We start from the raw sequence: 25,316 nt of genomic DNA, 5'->3' as shown, positions 1-25,316 counted from the left end.
ATAGGATCGATTTCATGCGCACCGCTGTCTATCCTTCTTCCGTCATCGGCCCCACCGTCGGTTTCGTCAGGCTTCCGCATGGCGAAGGCTTGCCTCTGCCGGCCTATGAGAGCGCCGGCGCCGCGGGCGTGGATTTGCGTGCCGCGGTGCCGGAAGACCGGCCGCTGCTCATCCTGCCTGGAAAGCGCGCCTTGGTGCCGACCGGGCTTGTCCTGGAAATCCCAGAAGGCATGGAAGGACAGGTAAGGCCGCGTTCCGGCCTCGCCTTCAAGCACGGGCTCACCGTCCTCAACACGCCCGGCACCGTCGACAGCGACTATCGCGGCGAGGTGAAGGTGCTGCTTATCAATCTCGGCGACGAGGATTTCGCGGTGACGCGCGGCATGCGCATTGCCCAGATCGTCTTCGCGGCCGTGACCCAGGTTTCGGTCGAGGAAAGAGCGCTGGCGGGCGGCACGGCTCGCGGCGCAGGCGGCTTCGGGTCGACCGGCACGGCGTAATGCAGGTTCCAAAGCTGATTATCTTCGATTGCGACGGGGTCCTGGTCGACACCGAGAACCTTGCCAACAGGCGCCTTGCCGAATGGCTGACCGCCGCCGGTTTTACCACCACATTCGAATATTGCCGCAAGAACTTCTCCGGCCGCAGCATGGCCTCGGTGCAAAAAGAGATCGAAGAGACGACCGAGATCAGGCTCGGCGCCGACTTCGTCGAGCGCTGGAATGCCGGCCTGCCGGACCTTTTCTCGCATGGTGTCGAGGCTATCCCCCATGTGCGCGAGTTCATCGAGACGGTGCGCAAAGCCGGCATCGCCTATTGCGTCGCCACTTCGGCGCGGGTCTCCAAGATGCACATCACGCTTGGGCAGACCGGGCTTTTGTCGCTGTTCGAGCACGCGATGTTCTCCTCGACCATGGTCGCGCGCGGCAAGCCGTTCCCGGACCTCTTCCTGCATGCGGCAAGGACGATGGGCGTCGCGCCGGCCGACTGCATCGTCATCGAGGACAGCGTCGCGGGCACCCAGGCCGGCATTGCCGCCGGCATGCGGGTGTTTTCCTATTACGCCGATCCGTTCTCCGACCGCGACGGCCTGGAGGCGGCCGACGGCATCCTGTTCGACGACATGCGCGAACTGGCAGGGCTGGTGCCTATCCGCTGACCGCACCCGGCTGCGCACCGCAAAACGACGTGCTAGCCTAAGCGCATCCGAGGGGCGCGGTCGATGATTTCCAAATTACGCCGGTTCACGCTTGCAGGCCTGCTGCTGCCTTTCATGTGGACGGCCGCGCTAGCCCAAGCGGTCAGTTTTCCGGAGCTGAACAGCGCCGTTCCCGGACATCAGGACGTTACCTATTTCGACCTCGCCAAAATGATCGTGCCTGATCTCAACGCCGGCGATGACGGTTTCTACAAGGGCAGCGCGCCGATCGAGATGCGCGACATCCTCGGCGGTGATGACGGTGGATCGCCACCCGAAACGATCAACCTGCCGAATGCGGCGGTGCTTGCCATCAGGGCCGGCGGCAAGGAGCGGCTGACGATGCTTCTCGACCTCGGCCAGGCGCAGGACAGCGCCGAAGGGTTTGCCGTGCTGGCGCTCTACGATCTCACCGGCAAGCCGAAGCTGCTCGACGCCGTCAATGTCGGAACCGACCGGAGCACCTATTTTCGCGATCCGGGCAAGCTCGCCTTGAGCGCCGACGACAACGCGCTCATAACCATGAGCACGCATTTCAATTCGAACCAGGGCTATGTCGGGACGATCCTGATCCTGGTCCGCAACGACCGTTTCGAGCCGATCGACCAGATCAACACGTTCGACGAGAATGTCTGCGCCTATAAGCGCACGCAGGATCTTTCTTTCCAAACGCGCGGCGGTGGGAAGCCCTACGCGGCGATCAAGGCGACGGTGACCGACGCCACCGTGCCGAGCGGCGAGAGCTGCGAGGAACCGGTGCCCAAGGCCGTCTCGCACGATATTTCCGTTACCTATCGCTGGGACGCCAAGGCGTCGCGCTACGTCAAGGATTCCGACGCCTTCGAGAAATTGTCAGCAGAAAACGCCGAACGCTTCTGAGCCGGACGCATTCGTTTGCCCGGTTCGAGCGGCCGCGATAAATTCCCCGCACGACCTCCACTCATGATCGAGGACCCGCCATGGACAAGGGCAAGATTTTTCGCGACCTGCATGCCTCCACCTTCGTCATGCCCAACCCCTGGGATGTCGGCACGACCAAGCTTCTTTCATCCTTCGGTTTCAAGGCGCTGGCCACGACCAGCGCCGGCTTTGCCTTCTCGCGCGGCCTGCCGGACGGCGCCGTGACCTTCGACGCCATGATCCATCATTGCCGCGAGGTGACGGCCGCGACCGACCTGCCGGTTTCGGCCGATCTGGAGCGCGGCAAGGGCGACAGCCCCGAGCAGGCGGCCGAGACCATCTTCGCGGCCGAAGCCGCGGGCCTCGCCGGCTGCTCGATCGAGGACCACACCGGCGACGCCGCCAATCCGATCTACGATTTCGCGCTGGCGACCGAGCGCGTTGCCGCCGCCGTCGAGGCCGCCCGCGCGCTCAAGCACGATTTCGTCTTCACCGCGCGGGCCGAGAACTTCCTATGGGGCAAGAGCGACCTCGACGACACTATCAAGCGGCTGCAGGCTTTCGAGAAAGCCGGCGCCGACGTGCTCTATGCGCCGGGCATCGGCGACGTCGAAATGGTGCGCACGATCTGCTCGTCGGTGAGCCGGCCGGTCAATGTGATGGCGCGGCCCGGTTTCACCATCGCCGACCTTGCCATGGCCGGCGTCAAGCGCATTTCGCTTGGACCGTGGCTGACCAATTTCGCCTATGGCATGCTGGAGACGGCGGCGCGCGAAATCCAGCAGGACGGCACGTTCGGCTTCACCCGCGCGGCGATGCCGTTCGGCAAGCTGCAGGCGCTGTTCCGGGAGGACAAGGAGCAGGGCTAGACCGGCTCCCGGGCGGAAACCGCCTTGTGCAGATGCACCATCATGGCAGCCGCGAAAAGCGGCGTCAGCAGGTTGAGCAGCGGCACGGCGAGGAACAGGGCAATGACCAGCCCGGCCAGGAACACCGTGCCGGCATATTTGCGGCGCAACGCCTTGGCCTCGGGTTCGGGGCGAAAACGCATGGCGGCGAACTCGAAGAATTCGCGGCCGAGCAGATAGCCGTTGACGATGAAGAAGGCGGCGATGTTGATGCCCGGCACCAGAAGCAAGAGCAGCGCGACGATGTTGCCGAAGACCACCACGCCGAGGAATTTGATCGCCAGCACAAGCGAATGCAGCGCCGGCACTGGGCGGCCGGGCGGATCGTTGGGATAGTCGGTACCCTCGACCACTTCGGCAATATCGTCGAGGAAGAGACCGGCGACGATCGCCGTCACCGGCGCGATGAGCAAGGCCAGGCCCACGGCCAGAACGATGCCGGCGATGATGCCGCCCAGCCATCCGGCCCAGGACGGCAAGCCCGGCAGCAGCGTTTGCAGCCAAGGCCAGGCCAGCCATTCGAGCAGGCTCTCGAGGCCAAGCCAGAGCGCCACCAGGGTAAGCAGCGTCAGCCCCAGCGTCTTCAGGAAGACGGAGCGGAATTCAGGCGAGAACAGCCGGCTGGCGGCGGCGCGGGCGGCGTCTAGGATCACGGCAGGTCCAGGCTCTCATCGAGAAACGACGCTTCGCAGATAGGCGGGCTCGATCCCTCGCGCAACTATTGGGCGAGCCTGGCCTGCCTGGCCGGAATCGTCATGGCCGCGACGCCGGCGACGACGAAGGCCATGCCGAGCCAGGCCGCAGGCCCCAGGCTTTCGCCAAGGAAGACGGCGCCGATGCCGACGCCGATCGGCACGCGCAGATAGGCCTGCGAAGTGGTGCCGACCGAGCCCAGCGTGTGGATCAGGCGGAAATAGATGACGAAGGCCAGCGCCGTCGAAAAGATCGACAGGCCGAGCAGGGCCAGGATCGATGCCGTCGACGGCGCGAGCGTCCAGGGCCGGTCGACGATCAGGCTGAGCGGCACAAGCATCACGGCGCCGCAGAGCATCGATCCCGCGGCGGGTATCATCGGGTCGAGGCCCTTGAAGCCGCGGCCGAAGATCGCCGCTCCGGCATAGGAGATCGTCGCAATGACGATCGCAAGCTGCGCCCACGACTCATGGCCAAGTCCGCCAAGCGCCTGCGTGCCGATGATGAGACAGATGCCGACAATGCCGGCGCCGACACCGACAAGCTTGCGCGCCGTGACGGGCTCATGGCGCGTGATCAATGCCGTCAGCAGGAAGGTGAAGATCGGCGATGTCGAGTTGAGGATGGTGGCAAGACCGGCATCGACCGAGCGCTCGGCGGCGGCGATCAGCGTGAACGGCACGACGCTGTTGAGGCAGGCCTGGAAGGCGAACCGGCGCCATGTCGCCGCGTCGGCGGGCATGGCGAGGCCGCGCCAGCGGATGATGGTGAGGAGAACAGCTCCGGCGATCAGCGTCCGGGCGGCGATGAAGGTCACGGGCGGGATCGTCTCCACGCCGATCTTGATGAAGGTGTAGGAAGCGCCCCACAGTACCGCCAGGACGCCGAGCAGCGCCAGGTCGGTGGGTATTTCAGTCTTCTCGGACATTTCTGCGCCTTCTGTCGCGGGAACGATCCGCTTTGTTCTTACGCAATTCCGGACGGAAGGCTACGGCGAAGGCGCCGAGCCCAACCGCTACGCACTTTTCCTGGAATTGCTTCTAGCCGATGGCGGCGCGGAAATGTTTCGATCGCCGTGAAACCATAGCGGCGAAGGTGGTGGTCGATATGGGCCAGTTCGATGCGAACGCTGCCGCAGCCGGCGAACAATCGATGCGGCGGTCGGCGCCACGGAAGACAATGGCGATTTTCGGGGTAGGCAAAACAGTGCCAAGTCGCTAGACCCGCGCCCGGCCGGCATGCCAGATAGCCGGGTAGTGCTTGGCGGAGATTTTGATGCCGGAATATGACGTGCTTTGCATCGGCAATGCCATTGTCGACATCATCGCTCAGTGCGACGAGGCTTTTCTCGAGACCAACGGCATCATCAAGGGCGCGATGAACCTCATCGACGCCAGGCGTGCAGAGTTGCTCTACAGCCGCATGGGACCGGCGATCGAGGCTTCCGGCGGCAGCGCCGGCAACACGGCGGCAGGCGTCGCCAGTCTCGGCGGACGGGCAGCCTTCTTCGGCAAGGTGTCGAACGACGCGCTGGGCGACATCTACATCCACGACATTCACGCTCAGGGCGTTGCCTTCGACACCAGGCCGCTCGCGGGCGAACCGCCGACCGCGCGCTCGATGATCTTCGTCACGCCCGACGGCGAGCGTTCGATGAACACCTATCTCGGCGCCTGTGTCGAGCTTGGCCCCGAGGATGTCGAGGCCGACAAGGCCGCCGGCGCCAAGGTGACCTATTTCGAGGGTTATCTGTGGGATCCGCCGCGTGCCAAGGAGGCAATCCGGCAGACCGCCAAGCTGGCGCACGCGGCAGGCCGCGAAGTGTCGATGACGCTGTCGGATTCCTTCTGCGTCGACCGCTACCGCGACGAGTTTCTCGAGCTGATGCGTTCGGGCACCGTCGACATCGTCTTTGCCAACAGCCACGAGATCAAGTCGCTCTACCAGACCGCCTCCTTCGAGGAGGCGCTCGCCGCCATCCGCAAGGATTGCAGAATAGCCGCCGTCACCCGTTCGGAAAAAGGCTCGGTCATCGTGCGCGGCGACGAGACCGTCACCATCCAGGCGACGAAGATCAAGGAACTGGTCGACACGACCGGCGCCGGCGACCTCTATGCCGCCGGCTTCCTCTACGGCTACACGACCGGACGCAGCCTCAAGGAATGCGGCGACCTCGGCTCGCTGTCGGCCGGGCTGGTGATCCAGCAGATCGGCCCGCGCCCGCGCCAGAATCTGCGTCGCGAGGCCGAGCAGGTCGGGCTTCTCTAGGGCGATTGCAGGAACACCGGCCTACGGTCTGGCTCGGCGCCGTTGCGGTGGCCTTTCGGCTGAAAAGCATATCGAAACAAAAGGATAGAGCGGAGTCACCCTTCCCGTGAAGGATGCCGTTGCGTCATCGCCGGCAGCCTCCAAACAAGGCCGGCTGTCGCGGACCTGTCACGTTGGACTTCTAAGATGCAAGATAAGGCGTTTCGTGACTGACATTTCGGCACGCCAAACCAGGGGTGTGAAGATGCAAGCCAGCAAGCTGCCGGGCCATGGCGTCCGCTGCCGTCGCGTATTTTACTTTCCGCTATAGAATTTCAGCAATCGCCGCCGCCTGGGGAGGAGCGCGGGCCGCAAGACAGATTCATGACCAGATTCCAGAACCCGTCCGAGGGGATTTCACAAGAGGCACTGGCAGGCCTTATAGCCGAAGCCGTGCAACAGGCGCTGATGCAGCATGGCGTCATGCTGGACGCCGAGGCGCTGACGTCGGCAAGCAACATCGCCGGCCATGTGGCTGCCGCCCTCCCCTTCCTGCCGCCGGCGCAGCGCCTTGCCATCGGGTCCTTCAAGGGTGAGTGGACCAACCTTGCCTCCGACTTTCTTCGTGCGGTGACGGACAAGGTTGCGAGCGACGGTTCGGCCATATCCGACCGCGCCTTCGAGCGCTCGCCGCCGAGATCGCAGACAGGGGGGCCGACAGCCCAGCCACTCGCCGAGCGGGCCGCGGACCTGCAATCGATGCTGATCGAGGATTGGGCCGGCGAGGTCGCCGGCTCGACCTATCTGGAAGAGAAGCTCCGCATCCCGCGCTCCACGCTGCATCGCTGGCAACGACGCGGCGAGGTCGTTGCCCTGCGCAAGGGCGGCCGCAAGCATGTCTTCCCATTGGCACAGTTCATCGACGGCAGGCCGGTCCCAGGGATCAGCGAGGTGCTTTCGGCGATCACCAATCCGAGGCTCGCCTGGTTTTGGTTGAGCCGGGCCGCGCCTGAATTGGATGGTCGCGTCCCCATCGAGATGTTGAGGGATGACGTGGTCGAGCACGTGGTACGCGCCGCCCGCGGCCTATCCTGACCCGGAGCCTTTTTTCTACGCTCGCCCGCTCCTTTAGAAATTTATCTGGCAAACCTTTCGTCATAAAACTGTAATATTGGCACATTTGGCACATTCTCATGTCTTTCTGCGCGTTTCGATTGTATAAATTGTGCAATCTGTCCCATTTTTACAAATATATGACGTGATATTTGAGCAACAAGAACTTCACAAGATTCGAAAAGCCGCCTTTACGACACAATCTCTGTTGTACGTGACGACCGATTAAGCCATGTCCAAGGCGAAGAAGCGGCGCCGGTGCGCGCACTTTTTCAACGATGGGGACGGGGGTGGCAAAAGCCGAACGGCATGTCAGGCCTGTCTTGAACCTTTGACTGGAGATTCAAGAAAATGAACATCAAGAGCCTTCTACTCGGCTCCGCTGCGGCCCTGATCGCAGTTTCGGGCGCCCGTGCCGCCGACGCGGTGACCGTCGCCGAGCCGGAACCGGCCGAATACGTGAAGATCTGCGACGTCTATGGCGCTGGCTATTTCTACATCCCCGGCACCGAGACCTGCCTGCGCATCGGCGGCTATATCCGCTACGACGCCGGCTTCGGCGATGTCGGCTCGATGGACGGCCGCAAGACCACCGACGTTCTGGACGGCGACTCGCAGAACAGCTGGAAGAAGAACGCCCGCTTCGCGCTGAAGACCTGGACCGGCCAGGAAACCGAGCTCGGCACGTTGAAGACTTATACCGAGACGCGCTTCAACTTCCCGAACGGCGGGCCGACGACCACGTCGCTGAACTTCGCGTGGATCCAACTCGGTGGCCTGCGCGTCGGCAAGGACGAGACACCTTATGACCAGTTCATCGGCTATGCCGGCAGTGTCGTACAGGACACCATCATCCCGTACGGCATCAAGGACACCAATGTCGTCAGCTACTACTTCGACGCGGGCAGTGGCTTCTCGGGCGTTGTTTCGCTTGAAGAAGGCGCGGACGACAAGGGCATTCACGGTACGATCGACAGCTATATTCCGCATGTCGTCGGCGGCCTGAAGTACAAGGGCGACTGGGGTGCGATTACCGGCGTCGTTGCCTATGACAGCGCTTACGAAGAAGTGGCCGGCAAGGTTCGCCTGGACGTCAACGTCACCAAGGAACTGTCGCTGTTCATCATGGGCGGCTATGGCACCGACGACAATCTCAACGACCCCACCAATGCTCTTAACGCGCATGGTCGCGGCTTCTACAAACCGTGGGGCGGCAACTGGGCTGTCTGGGGTGGTGGCACCTATAAGTTCAACGCAAAGACCGCCTTCAACCTCCAGGTTTCGGCCGACGATGCCAAGAACGTCGCTGTCGCGGCAAACGTTGCTTATACGATCGTTCCCGGCTTCACGATCACAACCGAAGTTGACTATGCCCACGACGGCAAGTTTGGCGAAGCCGGCGATTTTAACTTCGCAAAGGCGGACAAGAAGAACAGCGTCGGCGGCATCGTCCGCTTCCAGCGCAATTTCTGATCTGGCCTTCAAACCTAAAGAAAGGGCCCGCGGCGATGCCGCGGGCCCTTTGCTTTTGGATCGGCGAAAGCCGGCGCGCCTTAGTTCCCCGCCGTATAGGCCGCGATCGCCGCCATGTTGACGATATCCGAGTCCTTGGCGTTCAACGACACGATCTGGACCGGCTTGTTGAGGCCGACCAGCAGCGGGCCGATGACGGTCGAGCCGCCGAGCTCCTGCAGCATCTTGGTCGAGATCGAGGCCGAGTGGAACGCTGGCATCACCAGCACATTGGCCGGGCCGGTCAGCCGGATGAAGGGATACTGCGCCATGGCGCGCGGGTTGAGCGCCACGTCGGCCGCCATCTCGCCGTCATACTCGAAATCGACGCGGCGCTTGTCGAGGATGCGCACCGCCTCCTGCACACGCTCGGAGCGTTCGCCCTGCGGATGGCCGAAGGTGGAATACGCCAACATCGCGATTCTCGGCTCATAACCCATGCGGCGGGCAAAGCCTGCCGCCTCCTCGGCGATGTCGGCGATCTGCTCGGCGTTCGGCATGTCGTGCACGGCGGTGTCGGCGACCATCACGGTGCGGCCACGCGCGAGCACGATCGACACGCCGATGACGCGGTGGCCGGGCTTGGCGTCGATGATGCGGCGCACGTCGTCGAGCGCCGTCGAATAGTTGCGGGTCACACCCGTGACGATGCCGTCGGCATCGCCCAGCGCCACCATGCAGGCGGCGAAATGGTTGCGGTCGTTGTTGATCAGGCGCTGGCAATCGCGGAACAGGAAACCCTTCCGCTGCATGCGCTCGTAGAGATAGTCGGTGTAGATGCCGTTGCGGCGCGACAGCCTGGCGTTGATGATCTCCAGCCCCGGCTTGTTGAGGTCGATGCCGGCATTGCGGGCATTGTCCTTGATGACGTCGTCGCGGCCGAGCAGGATCGCCGTGCCGAGCTTCTGGTTCACATAGGAGACGGCGGCACGCATCACCTGCTCCTCCTCGCCCTCGGCAAAGACGATGCGCTTGGGCTGGCGGCGCACGCGGTCGTAAATGCGCTGCAGGGTCGAGGCGATCGGATCGCGGCGGGCCGACAGTTCCTGCGCGTAGCGGTCGAGGTCGAGGATCGGCTTGCGGGCGACGCCGGATTCCATCGCCGCCTTCGCCACCGCCAGCGGGATCGCCGAGATCAGGCGCGGATCGAACGGCACCGGGATGATGTAGTTGGGGCCGAATTTCGGCCGGTTGCCCTGATAGGCGGCGGCGACGTCGTCCGGCACGTCCTGGCGCGCCAGCTCGGCCAGCGCCCTGGCGGCGGCGATCTTCATCTCGTCGTTGATGGTGGTGGCGCGCACATCCAGCGCGCCGCGAAATATATAGGGGAAGCCAAGCACATTGTTGACCTGGTTGGGGTAGTCCGAGCGGCCGGTGGCCATGATGGCGTCAGTGCGGATCTCGGCCACTTCCTCCGGCGCGATCTCGGGATCGGGATTGGCCATGGCGAAGATGATCGGATTCTTCGCCATCGACTGCACCATGGCGGGGGTGAGCGCTCCCTTGGCGGACAGGCCGAGGAAGACGTCGGCGCCGTCCAGCGCCTCGGCCAGGCTGCGCGCCTCGGTCTTGACCGCATGCGCCGACTTCCACTGGTTCATGCCTTCGGTACGGCCCTGGAAGACCACGCCCTTGGTGTCGCACAGGGTGATGTTTTCCGGCGAAAAGCCCATCGCCTTCATCAGCTCGATGCAGGCGATGCCGGCGGCGCCCGCGCCGTTGCAGACCATCTTCGTGGTCTTCATGTCGCGACCGGTGACCTCCAGGGCGTTGATCAGGCCTGCGGCCGAGATGATGGCGGTGCCGTGCTGGTCGTCATGAAAGACGGGGATGTCCATCAACTCGCGCAGCCGCTGCTCGATGATGAAGCATTCCGGCGCCTTGATGTCCTCGAGATTGATGCCGCCGAAGGAGGGGCCAAGGAAGCGCACGCAATTGACGAACTCGTCGGCATCCTCGGTATCGACTTCAAGGTCGATCGAATCGACGTCGGCGAAGCGCTTGAACAGCACCGCCTTGCCTTCCATCACCGGCTTGGAGGCCAGCGCGCCGAGATTGCCGAGGCCGAGGATTGCGGTGCCGTTGGAGATGACGGCGACCATATTGCCGCGCACCGTATAGTCGAAAGCGCGGCTCGGATCCTCGGCGATGGCGCGCACGGGAACGGCGACGCCCGGCGAATAGGCAAGGCTCAGATCGCGTTGCGTCGCCATCGGCTTGGTGGCGACGATCTCCAGCTTCCCGGGCCGTCCCATGGCGTGGAATTCCAGCGCCTCCTCGGGACTGACGGAGGGGCCGCTGCTTTCGGTTTTCCTGGCCATGATGCTTTTGGTTTCCTCGCCTTCGCGCACCCTTGAGGCAGGTGCGTGTTATGTCTCTTCGGATTAAGGCTACACGGCAGCGCTGTAAACGGCCAAGCGGTCAGGCGCGGTCCGGCTCGCTGACGAGCGCGGCAATTTCCCGCACCGTGGCCCAGCGCATCAAGCCCTCGGTGCCGGAGAACGGCCATTTCTCCAGCGGGGGAGCGCTGCTGCCCTTGCGCCGCAGAAGCGCCGACAGGAACGCGGTGAGTTCCAGCCGCTGGGCGCGAACCTTTTCCAGTGTCCTGCCGCGGATTTCCTCGCGCGGTATGGCGCGATCGCGAAGCCGGTCGACGGCGCGGCGAATGGCCGTCGGCTCCGGCTCGACGATCAGGCAATAGTCCGGATCGAAATAGACGTCGCGCCCGCCGAGGCTCGGCGTGCTGACGATCGGCAGCCCGGCCATCAGATATTCCATGCTGGAATACATCGCCCCTTCGGCGGCGGACAGGCAAAGGCCGACGGCGGCCTGGTTGTAGACAAGGTTGACCTCGGCGGAGGTCAACCGGCCAGGCAGACCGTCCACGATCGGATTGGCGATGCGATGGCGTGGCGATTGTGCCTGGAGGCGGCGAATGAAGGCGCGGGCGGCCGGCGGCGTCAATTCGCCGATCGAATAGGTGACGTGAACCAGCCGGTCGATCTCGAAGGCGAGATAATGGCGTTTCATCGGCGAGATGCGGCCATTGTAGACGGCATCGAATACGACCGGCACATCCGGCAGCGGCCGGAAAATATCTTCCGATATCATCAAATTGTGATTGGAGAACATGGCATTGCCGCCGACGCCGACGATGAGCCGACGCTCCGCCTCGTTGTTGCAGAGGAAGATGACCTCATGACGAGGAAAGCGCGCCGCATACCAGGCGAGATCGCGGCCCATCTGGGCGACGATGGCCGGCCTCTCCATCGTCCACATCGGCATCAGCAGGAAGGTGGCGCGACGCGCGGCAAGGCGCCGACCGACGGCCGCCAGCGGATGCAGCGGACGGGGTCCGCCCACCGGGATATACAGCACCAGCGGGTCGCGGCTGAATATGTGCGCCGACATCTCGATGCCGCCGTCGAGATCGGACAAGGGACCGCGCGCCGGCAGGATATAGGGAAAGCGCTTGCGCGCCGAAACCCTCAGCTTGTTCGCCGTTCGATGGGCGCGCCGCGTTGCCAGCAGCCAGAGGCGCTCGGCGGCCGAGCCGACCGGGCCGACCATCTCGTCGAAAGTCTCCTGCTTGTCCTGATCCACCGAAGTCCCCGCCGCACTTACCCCACGGGAACCATAGAGTGCCAGGCTGGCCCGGCGCAACCGGCCCGTCACGGCAGGCCGCCGCCGGTCTTCCCCTGCTTTTCGCGCCGCCGGCATTAAACCGGGCTGCCACTTCTGCTAGCGTTCGGGCATGAACATGCATATGCCGACGGATACCGACGCCCAGGAGACGACGACGCCTGCGCCCGCCACGGGCGGCGTCACGCCGATGATGGAGCAATTCATCGAGATCAAGGCGGCAAACCCGGATTCGCTTTTGTTCTACCGCATGGGCGATTTCTACGAGCTGTTCTTCGACGACGCGGAGAAGGCAAGCCAGGCGCTGGGCATCGTTTTGACCAAGCGCGGCAAGCACCAGGGCCACGACATCCCGATGTGCGGCGTGCCGGTGCATGCGGCGGACGACTATCTGCAGAAGCTGATCGCGCAGGGCTTTCACGTTGCCGTCTGCGAGCAGATCGAGGACCCGGCCGAAGCCAAGAAACGCGGCTCCAAATCGGTGGTGCGGCGCGACGTGGTGCGGCTGGTCACGCCGGGCACCATCACCGAGGACAAGCTGCTCGCGCCTTCGGAATCGAGCTTCCTGATGGCGCTCGGTCGCGTGAAAGGCGGCGGCGCCGCGACCAGCCAGGCCGGCTTCGCGCTGGCCTGGATCGACATTTCGACCGGCGCCTTCCGCGTTGCCGAAACGAGCGCCGAGCGGCTGCTTGCCGACATCTTCCGCGTCGACCCGCGCGAACTGATCGTCGCCGAGCCGGTTTTCCACGATCCGGAGCTCCGGCCGGTCTTCGACGTGCTGGGCCGGGTCGCCAACCCGCAACCGCCGTCGCTGTTCGATTCGGCTTCGGCCACAAGCCGCATCGCCCGCTTCTTCGAGGTGGCGACACCGGACAGTTTCGGCACGTTTTCGCGCGCCGAGCTGTCGGCGATCTCCGGCGCCATCGCCTATGTCGAGAAGACGCAGAAGGCCGAGCGGCCGCCGCTGTCGCGCCCCGAGCGCGAGGAGCAGGGCTCGACGCTGTTCATCGACCCGGCGACACGCGCCAATCTGGAATTGCTGCGCACGCTGTCCGGCAGCCGCGACGGCTCGCTGTTCAAGGCGATCGACCGCACCGTGACCGGCGGCGGCGCGCGATTGCTGGCCGACCGGCTGATGGCGCCGCTGACCGATCCGGCCGCGATTTCCGCGAGGCTGGATTCGGTCTCCTTCTTCCGCTCCGAGACGCGGCTTTGCCAAGGGTTGCGGGCGAGCCTGAAAGGCGTCGCCGACATGCCGAGGGCGCTGTCCAGGCTGGCGCTGAACCGCGGCGGGCCGCGTGATCTCGGCGCGCTGCGCGCCGGCTTTGAAGCGGCGGGCGCGATCGCCGAATTGTTCGCGGCGGCGGCCCTGCCCGCCGAGCTCGCCGCCGCGCTTGCCGCAATCCGAGCCTTGCCCGAGGCGCTCGCCCGCCACCTCAGCGAAGCGCTCGACGACGAGCTGCCGCTGATCAAGCGCGACGGCGGCTTCGTGCGGTCGAGCTACAATGCCGAGCTCGACGAGATGCGGGCGCTGCGCGACGAATCGCGAAAAGTGATCGCCGGGCTGGAGCGCTCGCTGATCGAGGAGACCGGCATCCGCTCGCTGAAGATCCGGCACAACAATGTGCTGGGCTACTACATCGAGGTCACCGCCAACCACCACTCGATCATGACCGGCAGCGACGCCGCCAAGGCGCGCTTCATCCATCGCCAGACCATGGCCAACGCCATGCGCTTCACCACGACCGAACTGGCGGAGCTGGAATCGAAGATCGCCAACGCCGCCGACCGGGCGCTCGGCATCGAACTCGCCGCCTTCGACCGGCTGACGGCGGAAGTTGTGGGTGAGGCCGAACGGATCCGCGCCGGGGCCGACGCGCTTTCGGCTCTGGATGTTTCATCGGCGCTGGCATTGCTGTCCGAAAGCGAGGGCTGGTGCCGGCCGCTGGTGGATTCCAGCCTCGCCTTCGACATTGCCGGCGGGCGCCACCCGGTGGTCGAACAGGCGCTCAGGCGGTCCGGCGAAGGGCCGTTCGTTGCCAATGATTGCGACCTGTCGCCCGAAGGCGGCGCCAAGGCCGGCGCGATCTGGCTGCTTACCGGCCCCAATATGGGCGGTAAATCGACGTTTCTCAGGCAAAATGCGCTGATCGCCATCCTTGCCCAGACCGGCTCCTTCGTGCCGGCGCAAAGCGCCCATATCGGCGTCGTCGACCGGTTGTTCTCGCGCGTCGGCGCCTCGGACGATCTGGCGCGCGGCCGCTCGACCTTCATGGTCGAGATGGTGGAGACGGCGGCGATCCTCAACCAGGCGGGCGAGCGGGCGCTGGTCATACTCGATGAGATCGGCCGCGGCACCGCGACTTTCGACGGGTTGTCGATCGCCTGGGCGGCGGTCGAATATCTGCATGAGAAGAACCGCTGCCGGGCAGTCTTCGCCACACATTTCCATGAGATGACGGCGTTGGCCGGGAAATTGCCCCGGCTTCACAACGTCACCATGCGGGTCAAGGAGTGGGAAGGCGACGTCGTCTTCCTGCACGAGGTCGGCAAGGGAGCCGCCGACCGGTCCTACGGCGTGCAGGTGGCGCGGCTGGCCGGCCTGCCCGAGGCGGTCGTCGCCCGCGCGAGGGAAGTTCTCCATCAGCTGGAAGAGGGCGAAGTCTCGGGCAAGACCAACCGCCTCGTCGACGACCTGCCGCTGTTTTCGGTGGCGGTGAAGCGCGAAGCGTCGAAGCCGGCAAAGAGCGATGCGCTGGGCGACGCGCTCGGCGCGATCAATCCCGACGAGATGACGCCGCGCGAGGCGCTGGAGGCGCTCTACCGGCTGAAGGGGCTGGCGACAAAGCGATAACAGCTGTCTCGCCGGTCACTGCGGCCATTGACTCATTGTACCGATCGGTACAATGTCGGTTATCGACGATCGGAACCGACAGGAGATTTTCATGAGCCGCCCGCCCTTGCCGCCCTTCACCGCCGAGACAGCGGCGCAAAAGGCGCGCCTTGCCGAAGACGCCTGGAACAGCCGCGACCCGGAGCGGGTTTCGCTCGCCTATACCGAGGACAGCATCTGGCGGAACCGGGCCGAATTCGTCTCGGGCCGCGGCGAGATCGTCGACTTCCTCAAGCGCAAATGGGCGCGCGAGCTGGACTATCGCCTGATCAAGGAGGTCTGGACCTGGAACGAAAATCGCATCGCGGTACGCTTCGCCTATGAATGGCGCGACGACAGCGGGCATTGGTTCCGCTCCTACGGCAACGAGAACTGGGAGTTCGACGAAGCCGGGCTGATGCGCCGGCGCGTGGCGAGCATCAACGACCTGCCGATCACCGAAAGCGAGCGGAAGTACCATTGGCCGCTCGGCCGCCGGCCGGACGACCATCCCGGCCTTTCGAAGCTCGGGCTATAGAGCATGATCCCAAAAAGTGTGTAGCGTTTTGTTGGAAAAGATCATGCTCGAACGAGAATACTAAGCATGCGACGGATCGCGCCCGACCGCGACCGGTTGCTGGGGATCGTTGCGGAAGTTTTCCGCGAGCATGGCTATGAGGGCGCCAGCCTGGCGTTGATTGGCGAGGCGACGGGGCTGGGCAAGGGAAGCCTCTACCACTTCTTTCCCGGCGGCAAGGAAGAGATGGCGAGAGCCGTCATTGCCCATATCGACGGCTGGTTCGAGGACAATGTCTTCGCGACCCTGCGCGACAGCGCCGATCCGCTGGCCGGGATCGAACAGATGCTCGCGGCGACGGACCGCTATTTCCGCTCGGGGCGTCGGGTCTGCCTGATCGGCGCGTTCGCGCTGGATGAATCGCGCGACCTCTTCGCCGGCCAGATAAGGGACTATTTCGGCCGCTGGGTCACACATCTCGCCGATGCGCTGGAGCGATCCGGGCACCGGCCGGGCGAGGCCAGCGAACTGGCCGAGGAAGCCGTCGCCGCCATCCAGGGCGCGCTCACGCTTGCCCGCGCCGCCAATGACCTTGATGTGTTTTCAAGGGCATTGCGGCGGCTGCGGATGCGACTTGGCCTGCCGGCCAAGATGTAGCACCGGCGCGCCGTCGAAGAGTGGCACCTGCGAGAGGAGATCGTCGCCGAAAGGCTTGTCTCCTGGCTGGCGCAGCCGCCGGACCGGCATGTCGACATAACCGTCGCGCAGCGAGGTGACCTTGATGTCGCCGACTTTGTAGGTCGCGTGAAGAGACCCGTCTGAAACTCGTTCCACCGCTTGCCTTCCGTTCGGTCGCAAATCGGGATTGAGGTTTTCGGCTAGTGCGTTTCACCGTTTCACGGAAGCGGTGAAACGCACTATCTCCTTGTTTTTACGCAATTCCGGACGGAAAACCGCTCTCACACTTTTCCTGGAATTGCTCTAGATCATCTCCAGCCCGCGCTTGCGCGTCGGCGGCGGGAAGGCGCGGTCGAGATCGGCGAAATCCTGCGCTGTCAGCTCGATGTCGAGCGCGGCGGCGTTCTGGCGAACATGCTCCTGGCGACCGGCCTTCGGAATGGCGATGACGCCATCCTGCGCCATCACCCAGGCAAGCGCGATCTGCGCGGCGGTGGCGTTGTGCCGGGCAGCGACGACTTCCAGCCTGGCGTTGCGCGCCAGCGCGCCCTGCTCGACCGGCGAATAGGCCATCAGCGGGATGCCGCGCTCCGCGCACCACGGGGCCAGATCGAAGTCGGGACCACGCCGCGACAGATTGTAGAGCACCTGATTGGTCTGGACATTGCCGCCGTTTCGCAGGCCGACCAGGTCCTCCATCTCGTCGGTGTCGAAATTGCTGACGCCCCAGTGGCGTATCTTGCCTTCGGCCTTCAGCGCCTCGAACGCCTCCACCGTTTCCGACAGCGGCACGCTGCCGGGCCAATGCAGCAGATAGAGATCGATGCGGTCGGTGGCGAGCCGCTTCAGGCTGCTCTCGCAGGCGCGCTTCACGCCAGCGCGCGAGGCGTTGGAGGGCAGCACCTTGGAGACTAGGAAGGTCTCGTCGCGGCGCCCGGCGATGGCGTCCCCCACCACTTCCTCGGCGCCGCCGCTGGCATACATTTCAGCCGTGTCGATGAGCGTGATGCCGAGATCGAGCCCGAGCTTCAGCGCCGCGACCTCGTCGGCGCGCCGCCGCCGGTCCTCGCCCATCTTCCAAGTGCCTTGGCCGAGAACCGGAACGGTTTCGCCGGACGGCAGCTTCAGGGTTCTGATCGACGAGGGCATCGCTTCCTCCACGTGAAGCTGGATCGCAGCACAAGCCAAAGTCGGGAATCCAGACCGAAGCCGCGCGGCTGTCCGGATTTCCCGCAGCGGCTATTTCGCCGGATGCTTGGCGAGCCAGTCTTTCATTTCCTTGATCTCGGCTTCCTGTGCCGTGACGACGCCTTCGGCGAGCTTGCGGATTTCCGGATCCTTGCCGTTGGCGATCACGACCTTGGCCATGTCGATGGCACCCTGGTGATGCGGGATCATGCCGCGGACAAAGTCGACATCGGCATTGCCGGTGTATTTGATCATCATGTCCTTGTGCATCTTCTTCATCGCCGCCTCGTAGCCGACGGTGGCCGGGCTCTGGGCGCCCATCGCCATCTTGGACATGTCATGCTTCATCTCTTCCGACGAAGCCGGCACGCTTTCGAGGAAGACGGCAAGCAGCATTCCAGCCGCCATCAAAAGCAGCACGATTTTCTTGGCCAAGGTCATTCAGGTCTCCTTCTGTTGGATAGCGTATCTGGGGGCTTTGCTCAGAGTTTCAATGTTCTCAACCGCAAGGCGTTGGTGATGACTGACACCGACGACAGGCTCATCGCCGCCGCCGCCAGCATCGGCGACAGCAGCGTGCCGGTCAGCGGGTAGAGCACGCCGGCCGCGACCGGCACGCCGAGCACGTTGTAGAGGAAGGCGAAGAACAGGTTCTGGCGGATGTTGCGTATCGTCGCCTGGGCCAATGTACGCGCCCTCACGATGCCGTTGAGGTCGCCCTTGACCAGCGTGATGCCGGCGCTTTCGACCGCGACATCGGCGCCGGTGCCCATGGCGATGCCGACATCGGCGCCGGCCAGCGCAGGCGCGTCGTTGACGCCGTCGCCGGCCATGGCGACGGCGGCGCCCTTGGCACGCAGTTCCTCGACCAGCGCGCCCTTCTCGTCCGGCAGCAATCCGGCGCGGACCTCGTCGATGCCGAGCTTGCCGGCGATCGCCTTTGCCGTGCGCTCGTTGTCGCCAGTGGCCATGATGATGCGCAGGCCCTTGTCGTGCAGGGCCTTGATCGCCTCGGCCGTCGTTGCCTTGACGGGATCGGCCACGGCGACGATGCCGGCGAGTCCGCCGTCGACGGCCACGAACATGGCCGTCTTGCCTTCGGCCTGCAGCGCCTCGGTATCGGCCCCCGACGTCCCGACGCCGAGGTCCACCATCATCGCCGCATTGCCGAGCGCGACCTTCCTGCCTGAAACGGTGCCCGAGACGCCCTTGCCGGTGACGGCTTCGAAATCGACCGCGTCGGCCAGCTTCAGGCCGCGCGCGGCGGCGCCCTCGACGATCGCCTCGGCCAGCGGATGCTCGGAACCCTTTTCGAGCGCGGCGGCGAGGCCGAGCAGCTCGTTCTCATCGATGCCGCCGGCCGCGACGACATCGGTAAGCCGCGGCTTACCCTCGGTCAGCGTGCCGGTCTTGTCGACGATCAACGTGTCGACGGAGGCAAAACGCTCCAGCGCCGCCGCTTCCTTGATCAGCACGCCGGCATGCGCGCCGCGTCCGGTCGCCGTCATGATCGACATCGGCGTCGCCAGACCGAGCGCGCAGGGACAGGCGATGATCAGCACCGACACAGCCGAGACGATGGCGAAGATCAGGCTGGGCTGCGGGCCCAACACCGCCCAGGCGATGAAGGCGATGATCGCCACCAGCACGACGGCCGGAACGAAATAGAAGGACACGCGGTCGGCCAGCCCCTGGATCGGCGCGCGCGAGCGCTGCGCCTTGGCGACCATCTCGACGATGCGCGACAGCGTGGTCTCGGCGCCGACCTTCTCGGCTCGCATGACCAGCGAGCCGTTCTTGTTCAGCGTGCCACCGGTGAGCGCGTCGCCTTCGGTCTTTTCGACCGGCAGCGGTTCGCCGGTGATCATGGATTCGTCGATCGCCGAGCGTCCCTCCAGCACGGTGCCGTCGACCGGCACGGCGTCGCCGGGGCGGATGCGCAACTTGTCTCCGGTCTTGACGCTGTCGAGCGGCACGTCGTTCTCGGAGCCGTCGGCGCCGATCAGCCGCGCCGTCTTCGGCGCAAGGTCGAGCAGCGCGCGAATGGCCGAGCCGGTCCGCTCGCGGGCTCTGAGTTCCAGCACCTGGCCGAGGAAGACCAGCGTCACGATGACGGCGGCAGCCTCGAAATAGACCGGCACGGCGCCGTCATGACCGCGGAATTGGTGCGGGAAGACACCCGGGAACAATGTCGCGACGAGGCTGAAGAGATAGGCAGCACCCACACCCAGCGAGATCAGCGTCCACATGTTGGGGCTGCGGTTGAGGATCGATTCCCAGCCGCGATGGAAGAACGGAAACGCCGCCCACAACACCACCGGGCTGGCCAGCGCCAGCTCCACCCAGGTCTTGGTGCGGCCGTCGATGAGGTTTTCGAAGCTGAAGCCCAGCATCGGCGCCATTGCGATGACCAGGAGCGGCACGGAGAGCGCCGCGCTGACCCAGAAGCGGCGCGTGAAATCGACGAGCTCGGGATTCGGGCCTTCCTCGCCTGTCGGCACGCCCATCGGTTCCAGCGCCATGCCGCAAATCGGGCAGGAACCGGGCTTGTCGCGGACGATCTCGGGATGCATCGGGCAGGTGTATTGCGTGCCCTTCGGCATCGGCTGCGGCTCGGGCCGGCCGGCTAGATACTTTGCCGGCTCGGCCTCGAACTTGCCCTTGCAGCCGGCGGAGCAGAAGTAGAAGCCCTGACCTTCGTGGCGAACGAAGTGCTTCGCGCTCGCACGGTCGACGCTCATGCCGCAGACGGGGTCGGTGGCGGAAAGATACGCTTCCGGCTCGGCCTGGAATTTCGTGTGGCAGCGATCGCTGCAGAAATGAAACGTCCGGCCGCCATGCTCGGCCGTCGGTTTGCCGGCCGCGGGATCGACCGTCATGCCGCAGACAGGATCGCGAATCACCGCTTCGGCGGCGGGCGCGGCATCCTTCGCGGAGCAGCAGCCCCCGCCATGCGCATGATGGTGGTGATGGTCTGAATGGGTCATGGCCAAGCCTCTGAATTTCGAACTTGAGGCCGAGGTAGTGCTTCCAGTAACTGGAAGGTCAAGGGGCGGTCTGGATTTTTCCGGTTTTCGCCATCCGGCCCCGCATGGCGTCCGTCGCGCGCCGCTGGAAACGCGGCGGCCCGCCCCATACACAGAGCCGCGAAAACAGGCTATAGACGCCGCCGAATGGCAAAGATCTCCCTGAAACTCGACGAAATCATCGATGGCGACGCCTTGCGCCGCGACTTGACCGCGTTGACGGCGGCAAGCGCCGGCGACGGCTCGGGCCCGGCCGTCCGTACCGCCGTCCTCCAGTTGCTCAAAGGCCGGATGGCGGAAGGTCGAAAGATCGCCGAGGCCATGCTCAAGCAGGATGGCGGCGGCAATGCCTGCGCCGAGCGGCTCTCGCATCTGATGGATGAGCTGATCCGGGCGCTTTATGACTTCGCCGCCACCCATGTCTACCGCGTCAAGAACCGGTCGGTGGCCGAGCGCATGGCTGTCGTGGCCGTCGGCGGCTACGGCCGCGGCACGCTGGCGCCGGGCTCCGACATCGACCTGCTTTTCCTGCTGCCCTACAAGCAGACGCCGTGGGGCGAGCAGATCGTCGAATACATGCTCTACATGCTGTGGGACATGGGGCTGAAGGTCGGCCATGCCACCCGCAATATCGACGAGTGCCTGAGGCTCTCGCGCAGCGACATCACCATCCGCACCTCGATCCTGGAAGCGCGTTTCCTGTGGGGCGAACACAAGCTCTATGACGAGCTGCTCACCCGCTTCGACCATGAAGTGGTTCGCACGACCGGACCGGAATATGTGCAGGCCAAACTTGCCGAGCGGGACGAGCGCCATGCCAAGGCCGGCGAAAGCCGCTATCTGGTCGAGCCCAACGTCAAGGACGGCAAGGGCGGGCTGCGCGACCTGCAGACGCTGTTCTGGATCGGCAAATATTTCTATCGCGTGCGCACCGGCGAGGAACTGGTCGAGAAGGGCGTCTTCACCGACGCCGAATACCGCGAGTTCCAGAAGGCCGAGGATTTCCTGTGGGCGGTGCGCTGCCACATGCACTTCCTCACCGGCAAGGCGGAAGAGCGGCTGCATTTCGACATCCAGCGCGAGATCGCCGAGCGCCTGGGCTATACGACGCATCCCGGCCTGTCGGCCGTCGAGCGCTTCATGAAGCACTATTTCCTCGTCGCCAAGGATGTCGGCGACCTCACCCGCATCTTCTGCGCGGCGCTCGAGGAAGAGCAGGCCAAGCACGTACCGGGCTTCAACCGCATCTTCCTCACTTTTTCGCGGCGCAAGCGCAAGCTTGCGGGAACGTCGGACTTCATCGTCGACAACCACCGCATCAACATCGCCGACGACGGCGTGTTCGAGCGCGATCCGGTCAACCTGCTGAGACTCTTCTGGTTCGCCGACAAGCACGGGCTGGAGTTCCACCCCGACGCACTCAAGCTACTCACACGCTCGCTCGGCCTCGTCAACAAGTCGCTCCGGCGCGACGAAGAAGCCAACCGCCTGTTCCTCGACATATTGACGTCTGACCGCAACGCCGAGCTCAATCTCAGGCGCATGAACGAGGCGGGGCTGCTCGGCAGGCTGATCCCCGACTTCGGCAAGATCGTCGCCATGATGCAGTTCTCGATGTACCACCACTATACGGTGGACGAGCATCTGATCCGCTGCATCGGCGTGCTCGCCGAAATCGAGCGCGGCGACGGCGCCAAGGTGCATCCGCTGTCGCACTCGTTGATGCCGGGGCTGAAGAAAAGCCGCGAGGCGCTCTATGTCGCCGTGCTGTTGCACGACATCGCCAAGGGCCGGCCGGAAGACCATTCGGAAGCCGGGGCCCGGATCGCGCGGCGCATCTGCCCGCATATGGGGCTGTCGGCCGCCGACACCGAGACCGTCGCCTGGCTGGTCGAGAACCATCTCGTGATGTCGATGACGGCGCAGACGCGCGACCTCAACGACCGCAAGACCATCGAGGATTTCGCCTCGATCGTGCAATCGGTCGAGCGGCTGAAGCTGCTGTTGATCCTCACCGTCTGCGATATCCGGGGCGTCGGGCCGGGTGTGTGGAACGGCTGGAAGGGGCAGTTGTTGCGCACACTTTATTTCGAGACCGAGCTGCTCTTGACCGGCGGTTTCTCCGAAGTGTCGCGCGCCGAGCGCACTTCCGCCGCGCGCGAACGGCTGGCCGAGGCGCTGTCGGCCTGGCCGGCCAAGGAGCGCAAGCGCTATGTCGCGCAGCACTACGAGAATTATCTCTTGGCCGTCGACCTCAACGACCAGCTGCGGCACGCCGAATTCGTCCGCGAGGCGGATGCGGCGGGCAAGAAGCTAGCCACCATGGTCAAGACGCATGAATTCGAAGCGGTGACCGAGATCACCGTGCTGGCGCCGGACCATCCGCGCCTGCTTTCGATCATTGCAGGCGCCTGCGCCGCGGCCGGCGGCAACATCGTCGACGCGCAGATCTTCACCACCTCGGACGGACGCGCGCTCGACTCCATCCTGATCTCGCGGGAATTCGACCGCGACGAGGACGAGCGCCGCCGCGCCGAGCGCGTCGGCCGGCTGATCGAGGACGTGCTTTCGGGCAAGAGCTGGCTGCCCGAGATGATCGAGAAGCGCACCAAGCCGAAGCGCGGCGCCAAGGCTTTCCGCATCCCGCCGCGCGCCGAGATCCGCAACACGCTGTCCAACCGCTTCTCGGTGATCGAGGTCGAGGGGCTGGACCGGCCAGGCCTGCTCTCCGAGATCACCGGGACGCTGTCCGACCTTTCGCTCGACATCGCCTCGGCGCATATCACGACCTTCGGCGAGAAGGTCATCGATACGTTCTACGTCACCGACCTCACCGGTCAGAAGATCGACAGCCCGACGCGCACCGCCGCCATCCACAAGCGGCTGATCGATACGCTCGAAGGCAATTCGACCGAACGCAACGGCAAGGCCAAGGCGGCGGCCGAGTGACCATCCATTTGACGCAATTTCCCTGGCAGTCGTCTCCAGCATGAGCCTCGTCAAGAAATTCGCCACCGTCGCCTCCGGCACGCTGATGAGCCGCGCGCTGGGGTTCGGACGTGAGATGCTGATGGCGGCAGCACTGGGCACCGGGCCGGTCGCCGATGCCTTCAACGCGGCCTTCCAGTTTCCCAACACCTTCCGCCGATTGTTCGCCGAGGGCGCCTTCAACGCCGCTTTCGTGCCGCTGTTCGCCAAGGAGATCGAGCAGCATGGCAATGAGGGCGCCAAGCGCTTCTCGGAGGAAGTGTTCGGCGTGCTGTTCTCGGCGCTACTGGCGCTGACCATCGCGATGGAGCTCGCGATGCCGCTGATCGTGCGCTACCTGGTGGCGCCGGGCTTTGCCGACATTCCGGGCAAGTTCGAGACGACCGTTCGGCTTGCGACGATCATGTTCCCATATCTGATCTGCATGTCGCTCGGCGCCATGATGGCCGGCATGCTGAACTCGCTGCGCCGCTATTTCGCGGCGGCGATCGCGCCCGCCTTCCTCAACATCATCCTGATCGGCGTGCTGGCCTATGCCTGGTATCATGGGCTCGACGCGCATGATGTCGGTTTCGGGCTCTCCTGGGGCGTGCTGGCGGCAGGTATCGTGCAGCTCGCCATCGTCTGGATCGCTGTACGCAATGCAGGCATCTCGATCGGTTTCCGCCGGCCGAAGATGACGCCCAACGTCAAGCGGCTCCTGATCCTGGCGCTGCCGGCGGCGATCACCGGCGGCATCACCCAGATCAACCAGCTGATCGGCACGGCGATCGCCTCTGCGCAGAACAGCGCCGTGTCGTCGCTGGCCTATGCCGACCGCATCTACCAATTGCCGCTCGGCGTCGTCGGCGTGGCCGTCGCCATCGTGCTGCTGCCGGAACTGTCGCGGGCGCTGAAATCGGGCAATCTGATCGAGGCCGCCAATCTGCAGAACCGCTCGGTCGAGTTCACCTTGTTCATGACGCTGCCGGCGGCGGCGGCGCTCTGGGTGATGTCGGAACCGATCGTGCGGCTGGTCTATGAGCGCGGCGCCTTCGCCGCCAACCACTCGACGCCGATCGTCGCCTCGATCCTGGCGATCTTCGGCCTCGGCCTGCCGGCCTTCGTGCTGATCAAGGCATTCACGCCGGGCTATTTCGCGCGCGAGGACACGCGCACGCCGATGATCTTCGCGGCCATCTCGGTCGGCGTGAACGTCGCCACCGCGCTCACCTTGTTCCCGTCGATGGGCGCGCCGGGCATCGCGGTGGCCTCGGCCGTCGCCGGCTGGGTCAATGCGCTGATGCTGCTCGCCATGCTGATCCGGCGCGGCCATTGGGGCCGGGACGTCCCGCTGTTGAAGCGCATCCCGAGGCTGGTGTTGTCGGCGGTGATCATGGCCGTGGCGCTTTATTTTGCCGAGCGCCACTTTGCCACGCAGATCGGGCCTGGCTCGCCGCTGGTCGTGAAGGCGACGACCGTGCTTGCGCTGGTCGCCGGGGGCGCTGCGCTCTACTTCATCGCCGCGTTCGGCACCGGCGGCGCCGATTTCGGCATGATCCGCAGGAACGTGAAGCGCGGGTCGAAGGCACCGCCTATTACGGGACAGTCTCCAGATCCGTGACTGCCGTCGATAGGCACCCGTCTTCGCCAGACAATTCGTCATAGGCCGAGCGTGGCAACGGTTCACGTGCTTGCACACTCAGCTTGACTCCGAATTCGGCCCGAAGCCGCGCCGCCGTCTCCAGCGGCCCCTCGTGGACCGGCCTGCGCTTCGGGGCTTTCCGTTCATCGACCGCGACAGGCATTCGTTCTCCATCTGGATCACGGGACACATCTCACCATATCACACATT

20 protein-coding genes are annotated in these 25,316 nt (G+C 64.7%); 12 read left to right on the top strand and 8 right to left on the bottom strand.

Annotated elements, in window-relative coordinates:
* Window positions 1-14: 14 nt before the first annotated feature.
* The 4 genes from dut to WDX12_RS12215 all read left to right on the top strand — a co-directional run bounded on the left by dut (window position 15) and on the right by WDX12_RS12215 (window position 2,967).
* Window positions 15-500 (top strand): dUTP diphosphatase, encoded by a 486-nt coding sequence (dut, locus tag WDX12_RS12230; RefSeq protein WP_320294356.1) that lies wholly within the window; start codon window positions 15-17, stop codon window positions 498-500.
* Entirely contained in the window at window positions 500-1,159 is a 660-nt protein-coding gene (locus WDX12_RS12225) for an HAD family hydrolase (RefSeq protein WP_320294355.1), read from the top strand. The genes dut and WDX12_RS12225 overlap by 1 nt, the downstream gene beginning before the upstream one ends.
* Before the next feature lie 63 nt (window positions 1,160-1,222).
* Entirely contained in the window at window positions 1,223-2,077 is an 855-nt protein-coding gene (locus WDX12_RS12220; RefSeq protein WP_434725039.1) for a hypothetical protein, read from the top strand.
* Between the two features lie 80 nt (window positions 2,078-2,157).
* Entirely contained in the window at window positions 2,158-2,967 is an 810-nt protein-coding gene (locus tag WDX12_RS12215; protein ID WP_434725038.1) for an isocitrate lyase/PEP mutase family protein, read from the top strand.
* On the opposite strand, the gene WDX12_RS12210 is transcribed toward WDX12_RS12215, so the two are convergent.
* Both WDX12_RS12210 and WDX12_RS12205 read right to left on the bottom strand, forming a co-directional pair.
* Window positions 2,964-3,659 (bottom strand): sulfate transporter family protein, encoded by a 696-nt coding sequence (locus WDX12_RS12210; RefSeq protein ID WP_434725037.1) that lies wholly within the window; start codon window positions 3,657-3,659, stop codon window positions 2,964-2,966. The genes WDX12_RS12215 and WDX12_RS12210 overlap by 4 nt on opposite strands.
* Window positions 3,660-3,724: 65 nt before the next feature.
* On the bottom strand, window positions 3,725-4,627 hold the full coding sequence (locus WDX12_RS12205; RefSeq protein ID WP_434725036.1) for a DMT family transporter: 903 nt from the start codon (window positions 4,625-4,627) through the stop codon (window positions 3,725-3,727).
* 347 nt (window positions 4,628-4,974) lie between these two features.
* Between WDX12_RS12205 and WDX12_RS12200 the strand changes: the two genes are divergently transcribed.
* The 3 genes from WDX12_RS12200 (at window position 4,975) to WDX12_RS12190 (ending at window position 8,532) form a co-directional block, all read left to right on the top strand.
* On the top strand, window positions 4,975-5,967 hold the full coding sequence (locus tag WDX12_RS12200) for an adenosine kinase (RefSeq protein ID WP_320294350.1): 993 nt from the start codon (window positions 4,975-4,977) through the stop codon (window positions 5,965-5,967).
* Window positions 5,968-6,330: 363 nt separating this feature from the next.
* Window positions 6,331-7,041 carry an antitoxin Xre/MbcA/ParS-like domain-containing protein gene (locus tag WDX12_RS12195; RefSeq protein WP_434725035.1) on the top strand — a complete coding sequence of 237 codons (711 nt, stop codon included), beginning with the start codon at window positions 6,331-6,333 and terminating at the stop codon, window positions 7,039-7,041.
* Window positions 7,042-7,410: 369 nt separating this feature from the next.
* The gene (locus WDX12_RS12190) at window positions 7,411-8,532 is read left to right on the top strand and encodes a porin (RefSeq protein WP_434725034.1); all 1,122 of its coding nucleotides are present in this window, start codon (window positions 7,411-7,413) and stop codon (window positions 8,530-8,532) included.
* An 80-nt stretch (window positions 8,533-8,612) separates the two neighbouring features.
* Here the strand turns inward: WDX12_RS12190 and WDX12_RS12185 are convergent, their stop codons facing one another.
* Both WDX12_RS12185 and WDX12_RS12180 read right to left on the bottom strand, forming a co-directional pair.
* Window positions 8,613-10,892 (bottom strand): NADP-dependent malic enzyme, encoded by a 2,280-nt coding sequence (locus tag WDX12_RS12185; RefSeq protein WP_434725033.1) that lies wholly within the window; start codon window positions 10,890-10,892, stop codon window positions 8,613-8,615.
* Window positions 10,893-10,992: 100 nt separating this feature from the next.
* A complete protein-coding gene (locus WDX12_RS12180) occupies window positions 10,993-12,174 on the bottom strand; it encodes a glycosyltransferase (RefSeq protein ID WP_434725032.1) in 1,182 nt (393 codons plus the stop codon).
* 151 nt (window positions 12,175-12,325) lie between these two features.
* On the opposite strand from WDX12_RS12180, the gene mutS reads away from it, so the two are divergent.
* The 3 genes from mutS to WDX12_RS12165 all read left to right on the top strand — a co-directional run bounded on the left by mutS (window position 12,326) and on the right by WDX12_RS12165 (window position 16,259).
* A complete protein-coding gene (mutS, locus tag WDX12_RS12175; RefSeq protein WP_434725031.1) occupies window positions 12,326-15,067 on the top strand; it encodes a DNA mismatch repair protein MutS in 2,742 nt (913 codons plus the stop codon).
* A gap of 91 nt (window positions 15,068-15,158) precedes the next feature.
* On the top strand, window positions 15,159-15,623 hold the full coding sequence (locus WDX12_RS12170; RefSeq protein WP_434725030.1) for a DUF1348 family protein: 465 nt from the start codon (window positions 15,159-15,161) through the stop codon (window positions 15,621-15,623).
* 66 nt (window positions 15,624-15,689) lie between these two features.
* Complete coding sequence (locus WDX12_RS12165; protein WP_434725029.1) at window positions 15,690-16,259, top strand: TetR/AcrR family transcriptional regulator; 570 nt, start codon at window positions 15,690-15,692, stop codon at window positions 16,257-16,259.
* Here the strand turns inward: WDX12_RS12165 and WDX12_RS12160 are convergent.
* The 4 genes from WDX12_RS12160 to WDX12_RS12145 form a co-directional block, all read right to left on the bottom strand.
* Window positions 16,206-16,436, bottom strand: coding sequence for a hypothetical protein (locus WDX12_RS12160; RefSeq protein WP_434725028.1), 231 nt, complete (start codon window positions 16,434-16,436; stop codon window positions 16,206-16,208). The genes WDX12_RS12165 and WDX12_RS12160 overlap by 54 nt on opposite strands.
* Before the next feature lie 147 nt (window positions 16,437-16,583).
* Complete coding sequence (locus WDX12_RS12155; RefSeq protein WP_434725027.1) at window positions 16,584-17,429, bottom strand: aldo/keto reductase; 846 nt, start codon at window positions 17,427-17,429, stop codon at window positions 16,584-16,586.
* A 90-nt stretch (window positions 17,430-17,519) separates the two neighbouring features.
* Complete coding sequence (copM, locus tag WDX12_RS12150) at window positions 17,520-17,909, bottom strand: CopM family metallochaperone (RefSeq protein ID WP_320294340.1); 390 nt, start codon at window positions 17,907-17,909, stop codon at window positions 17,520-17,522.
* Window positions 17,910-17,950: 41 nt separating this feature from the next.
* Entirely contained in the window at window positions 17,951-20,455 is a 2,505-nt protein-coding gene (locus WDX12_RS12145; RefSeq protein WP_434725026.1) for a heavy metal translocating P-type ATPase, read from the bottom strand.
* Window positions 20,456-20,641: 186 nt separating this feature from the next.
* Between WDX12_RS12145 and WDX12_RS12140 the strand changes: the two genes are divergently transcribed.
* Both WDX12_RS12140 and murJ read left to right on the top strand, forming a co-directional pair.
* A complete protein-coding gene (locus tag WDX12_RS12140) occupies window positions 20,642-23,443 on the top strand; it encodes a [protein-PII] uridylyltransferase (protein WP_434725025.1) in 2,802 nt (933 codons plus the stop codon).
* 40 nt (window positions 23,444-23,483) lie between these two features.
* Window positions 23,484-25,085, top strand: coding sequence for a murein biosynthesis integral membrane protein MurJ (gene murJ / locus WDX12_RS12135; RefSeq protein ID WP_434725024.1), 1,602 nt, complete (start codon window positions 23,484-23,486; stop codon window positions 25,083-25,085).
* The last annotated feature ends 231 nt before the right edge of the window (window positions 25,086-25,316 follow it).

Origin of the sequence: Mesorhizobium sp. RIZ17 (genome assembly GCF_051127865.1) — a bacterium.
GTDB lineage: Bacteria > Pseudomonadota > Alphaproteobacteria > Rhizobiales > Rhizobiaceae > Mesorhizobium > Mesorhizobium humile.
This window is presented reverse-complemented; position numbering and strand designations above follow the sequence as displayed.

Excerpts from the sequence above, each read along its gene's own strand:
- dut (WP_320294356.1), top strand. The coding sequence starts at position 15 with ATGCGCACCGCTGTCTATCCTTCTTCCGTCATCGGCCCCACCGTCGGT.
- WDX12_RS12225 (WP_320294355.1), top strand. The coding sequence starts at position 500 with ATGCAGGTTCCAAAGCTGATTATCTTCGATTGCGACGGGGTCCTGGTC.
- WDX12_RS12220 (WP_434725039.1), top strand. The coding sequence starts at position 1,223 with ATGATTTCCAAATTACGCCGGTTCACGCTTGCAGGCCTGCTGCTGCCT.
- WDX12_RS12215 (WP_434725038.1), top strand. The coding sequence starts at position 2,158 with ATGGACAAGGGCAAGATTTTTCGCGACCTGCATGCCTCCACCTTCGTC.
- WDX12_RS12205 (WP_434725036.1), bottom strand. The coding sequence starts at position 4,627 with ATGTCCGAGAAGACTGAAATACCCACCGACCTGGCGCTGCTCGGCGTC.
- WDX12_RS12200 (WP_320294350.1), top strand. The coding sequence starts at position 4,975 with ATGCCGGAATATGACGTGCTTTGCATCGGCAATGCCATTGTCGACATC.
- WDX12_RS12195 (WP_434725035.1), top strand. The coding sequence starts at position 6,331 with ATGACCAGATTCCAGAACCCGTCCGAGGGGATTTCACAAGAGGCACTG.
- WDX12_RS12190 (WP_434725034.1), top strand. The coding sequence starts at position 7,411 with ATGAACATCAAGAGCCTTCTACTCGGCTCCGCTGCGGCCCTGATCGCA.
- WDX12_RS12185 (WP_434725033.1), bottom strand. The coding sequence starts at position 10,892 with ATGGCCAGGAAAACCGAAAGCAGCGGCCCCTCCGTCAGTCCCGAGGAG.
- mutS (WP_434725031.1), top strand. The coding sequence starts at position 12,326 with ATGAACATGCATATGCCGACGGATACCGACGCCCAGGAGACGACGACG.
- WDX12_RS12170 (WP_434725030.1), top strand. The coding sequence starts at position 15,159 with ATGAGCCGCCCGCCCTTGCCGCCCTTCACCGCCGAGACAGCGGCGCAA.
- WDX12_RS12165 (WP_434725029.1), top strand. The coding sequence starts at position 15,690 with ATGCGACGGATCGCGCCCGACCGCGACCGGTTGCTGGGGATCGTTGCG.
- WDX12_RS12155 (WP_434725027.1), bottom strand. The coding sequence starts at position 17,429 with ATGCCCTCGTCGATCAGAACCCTGAAGCTGCCGTCCGGCGAAACCGTT.
- copM (WP_320294340.1), bottom strand. The coding sequence starts at position 17,909 with ATGACCTTGGCCAAGAAAATCGTGCTGCTTTTGATGGCGGCTGGAATG.
- WDX12_RS12145 (WP_434725026.1), bottom strand. The coding sequence starts at position 20,455 with ATGACCCATTCAGACCATCACCACCATCATGCGCATGGCGGGGGCTGC.
- WDX12_RS12140 (WP_434725025.1), top strand. The coding sequence starts at position 20,642 with ATGGCAAAGATCTCCCTGAAACTCGACGAAATCATCGATGGCGACGCC.
- murJ (WP_434725024.1), top strand. The coding sequence starts at position 23,484 with ATGAGCCTCGTCAAGAAATTCGCCACCGTCGCCTCCGGCACGCTGATG.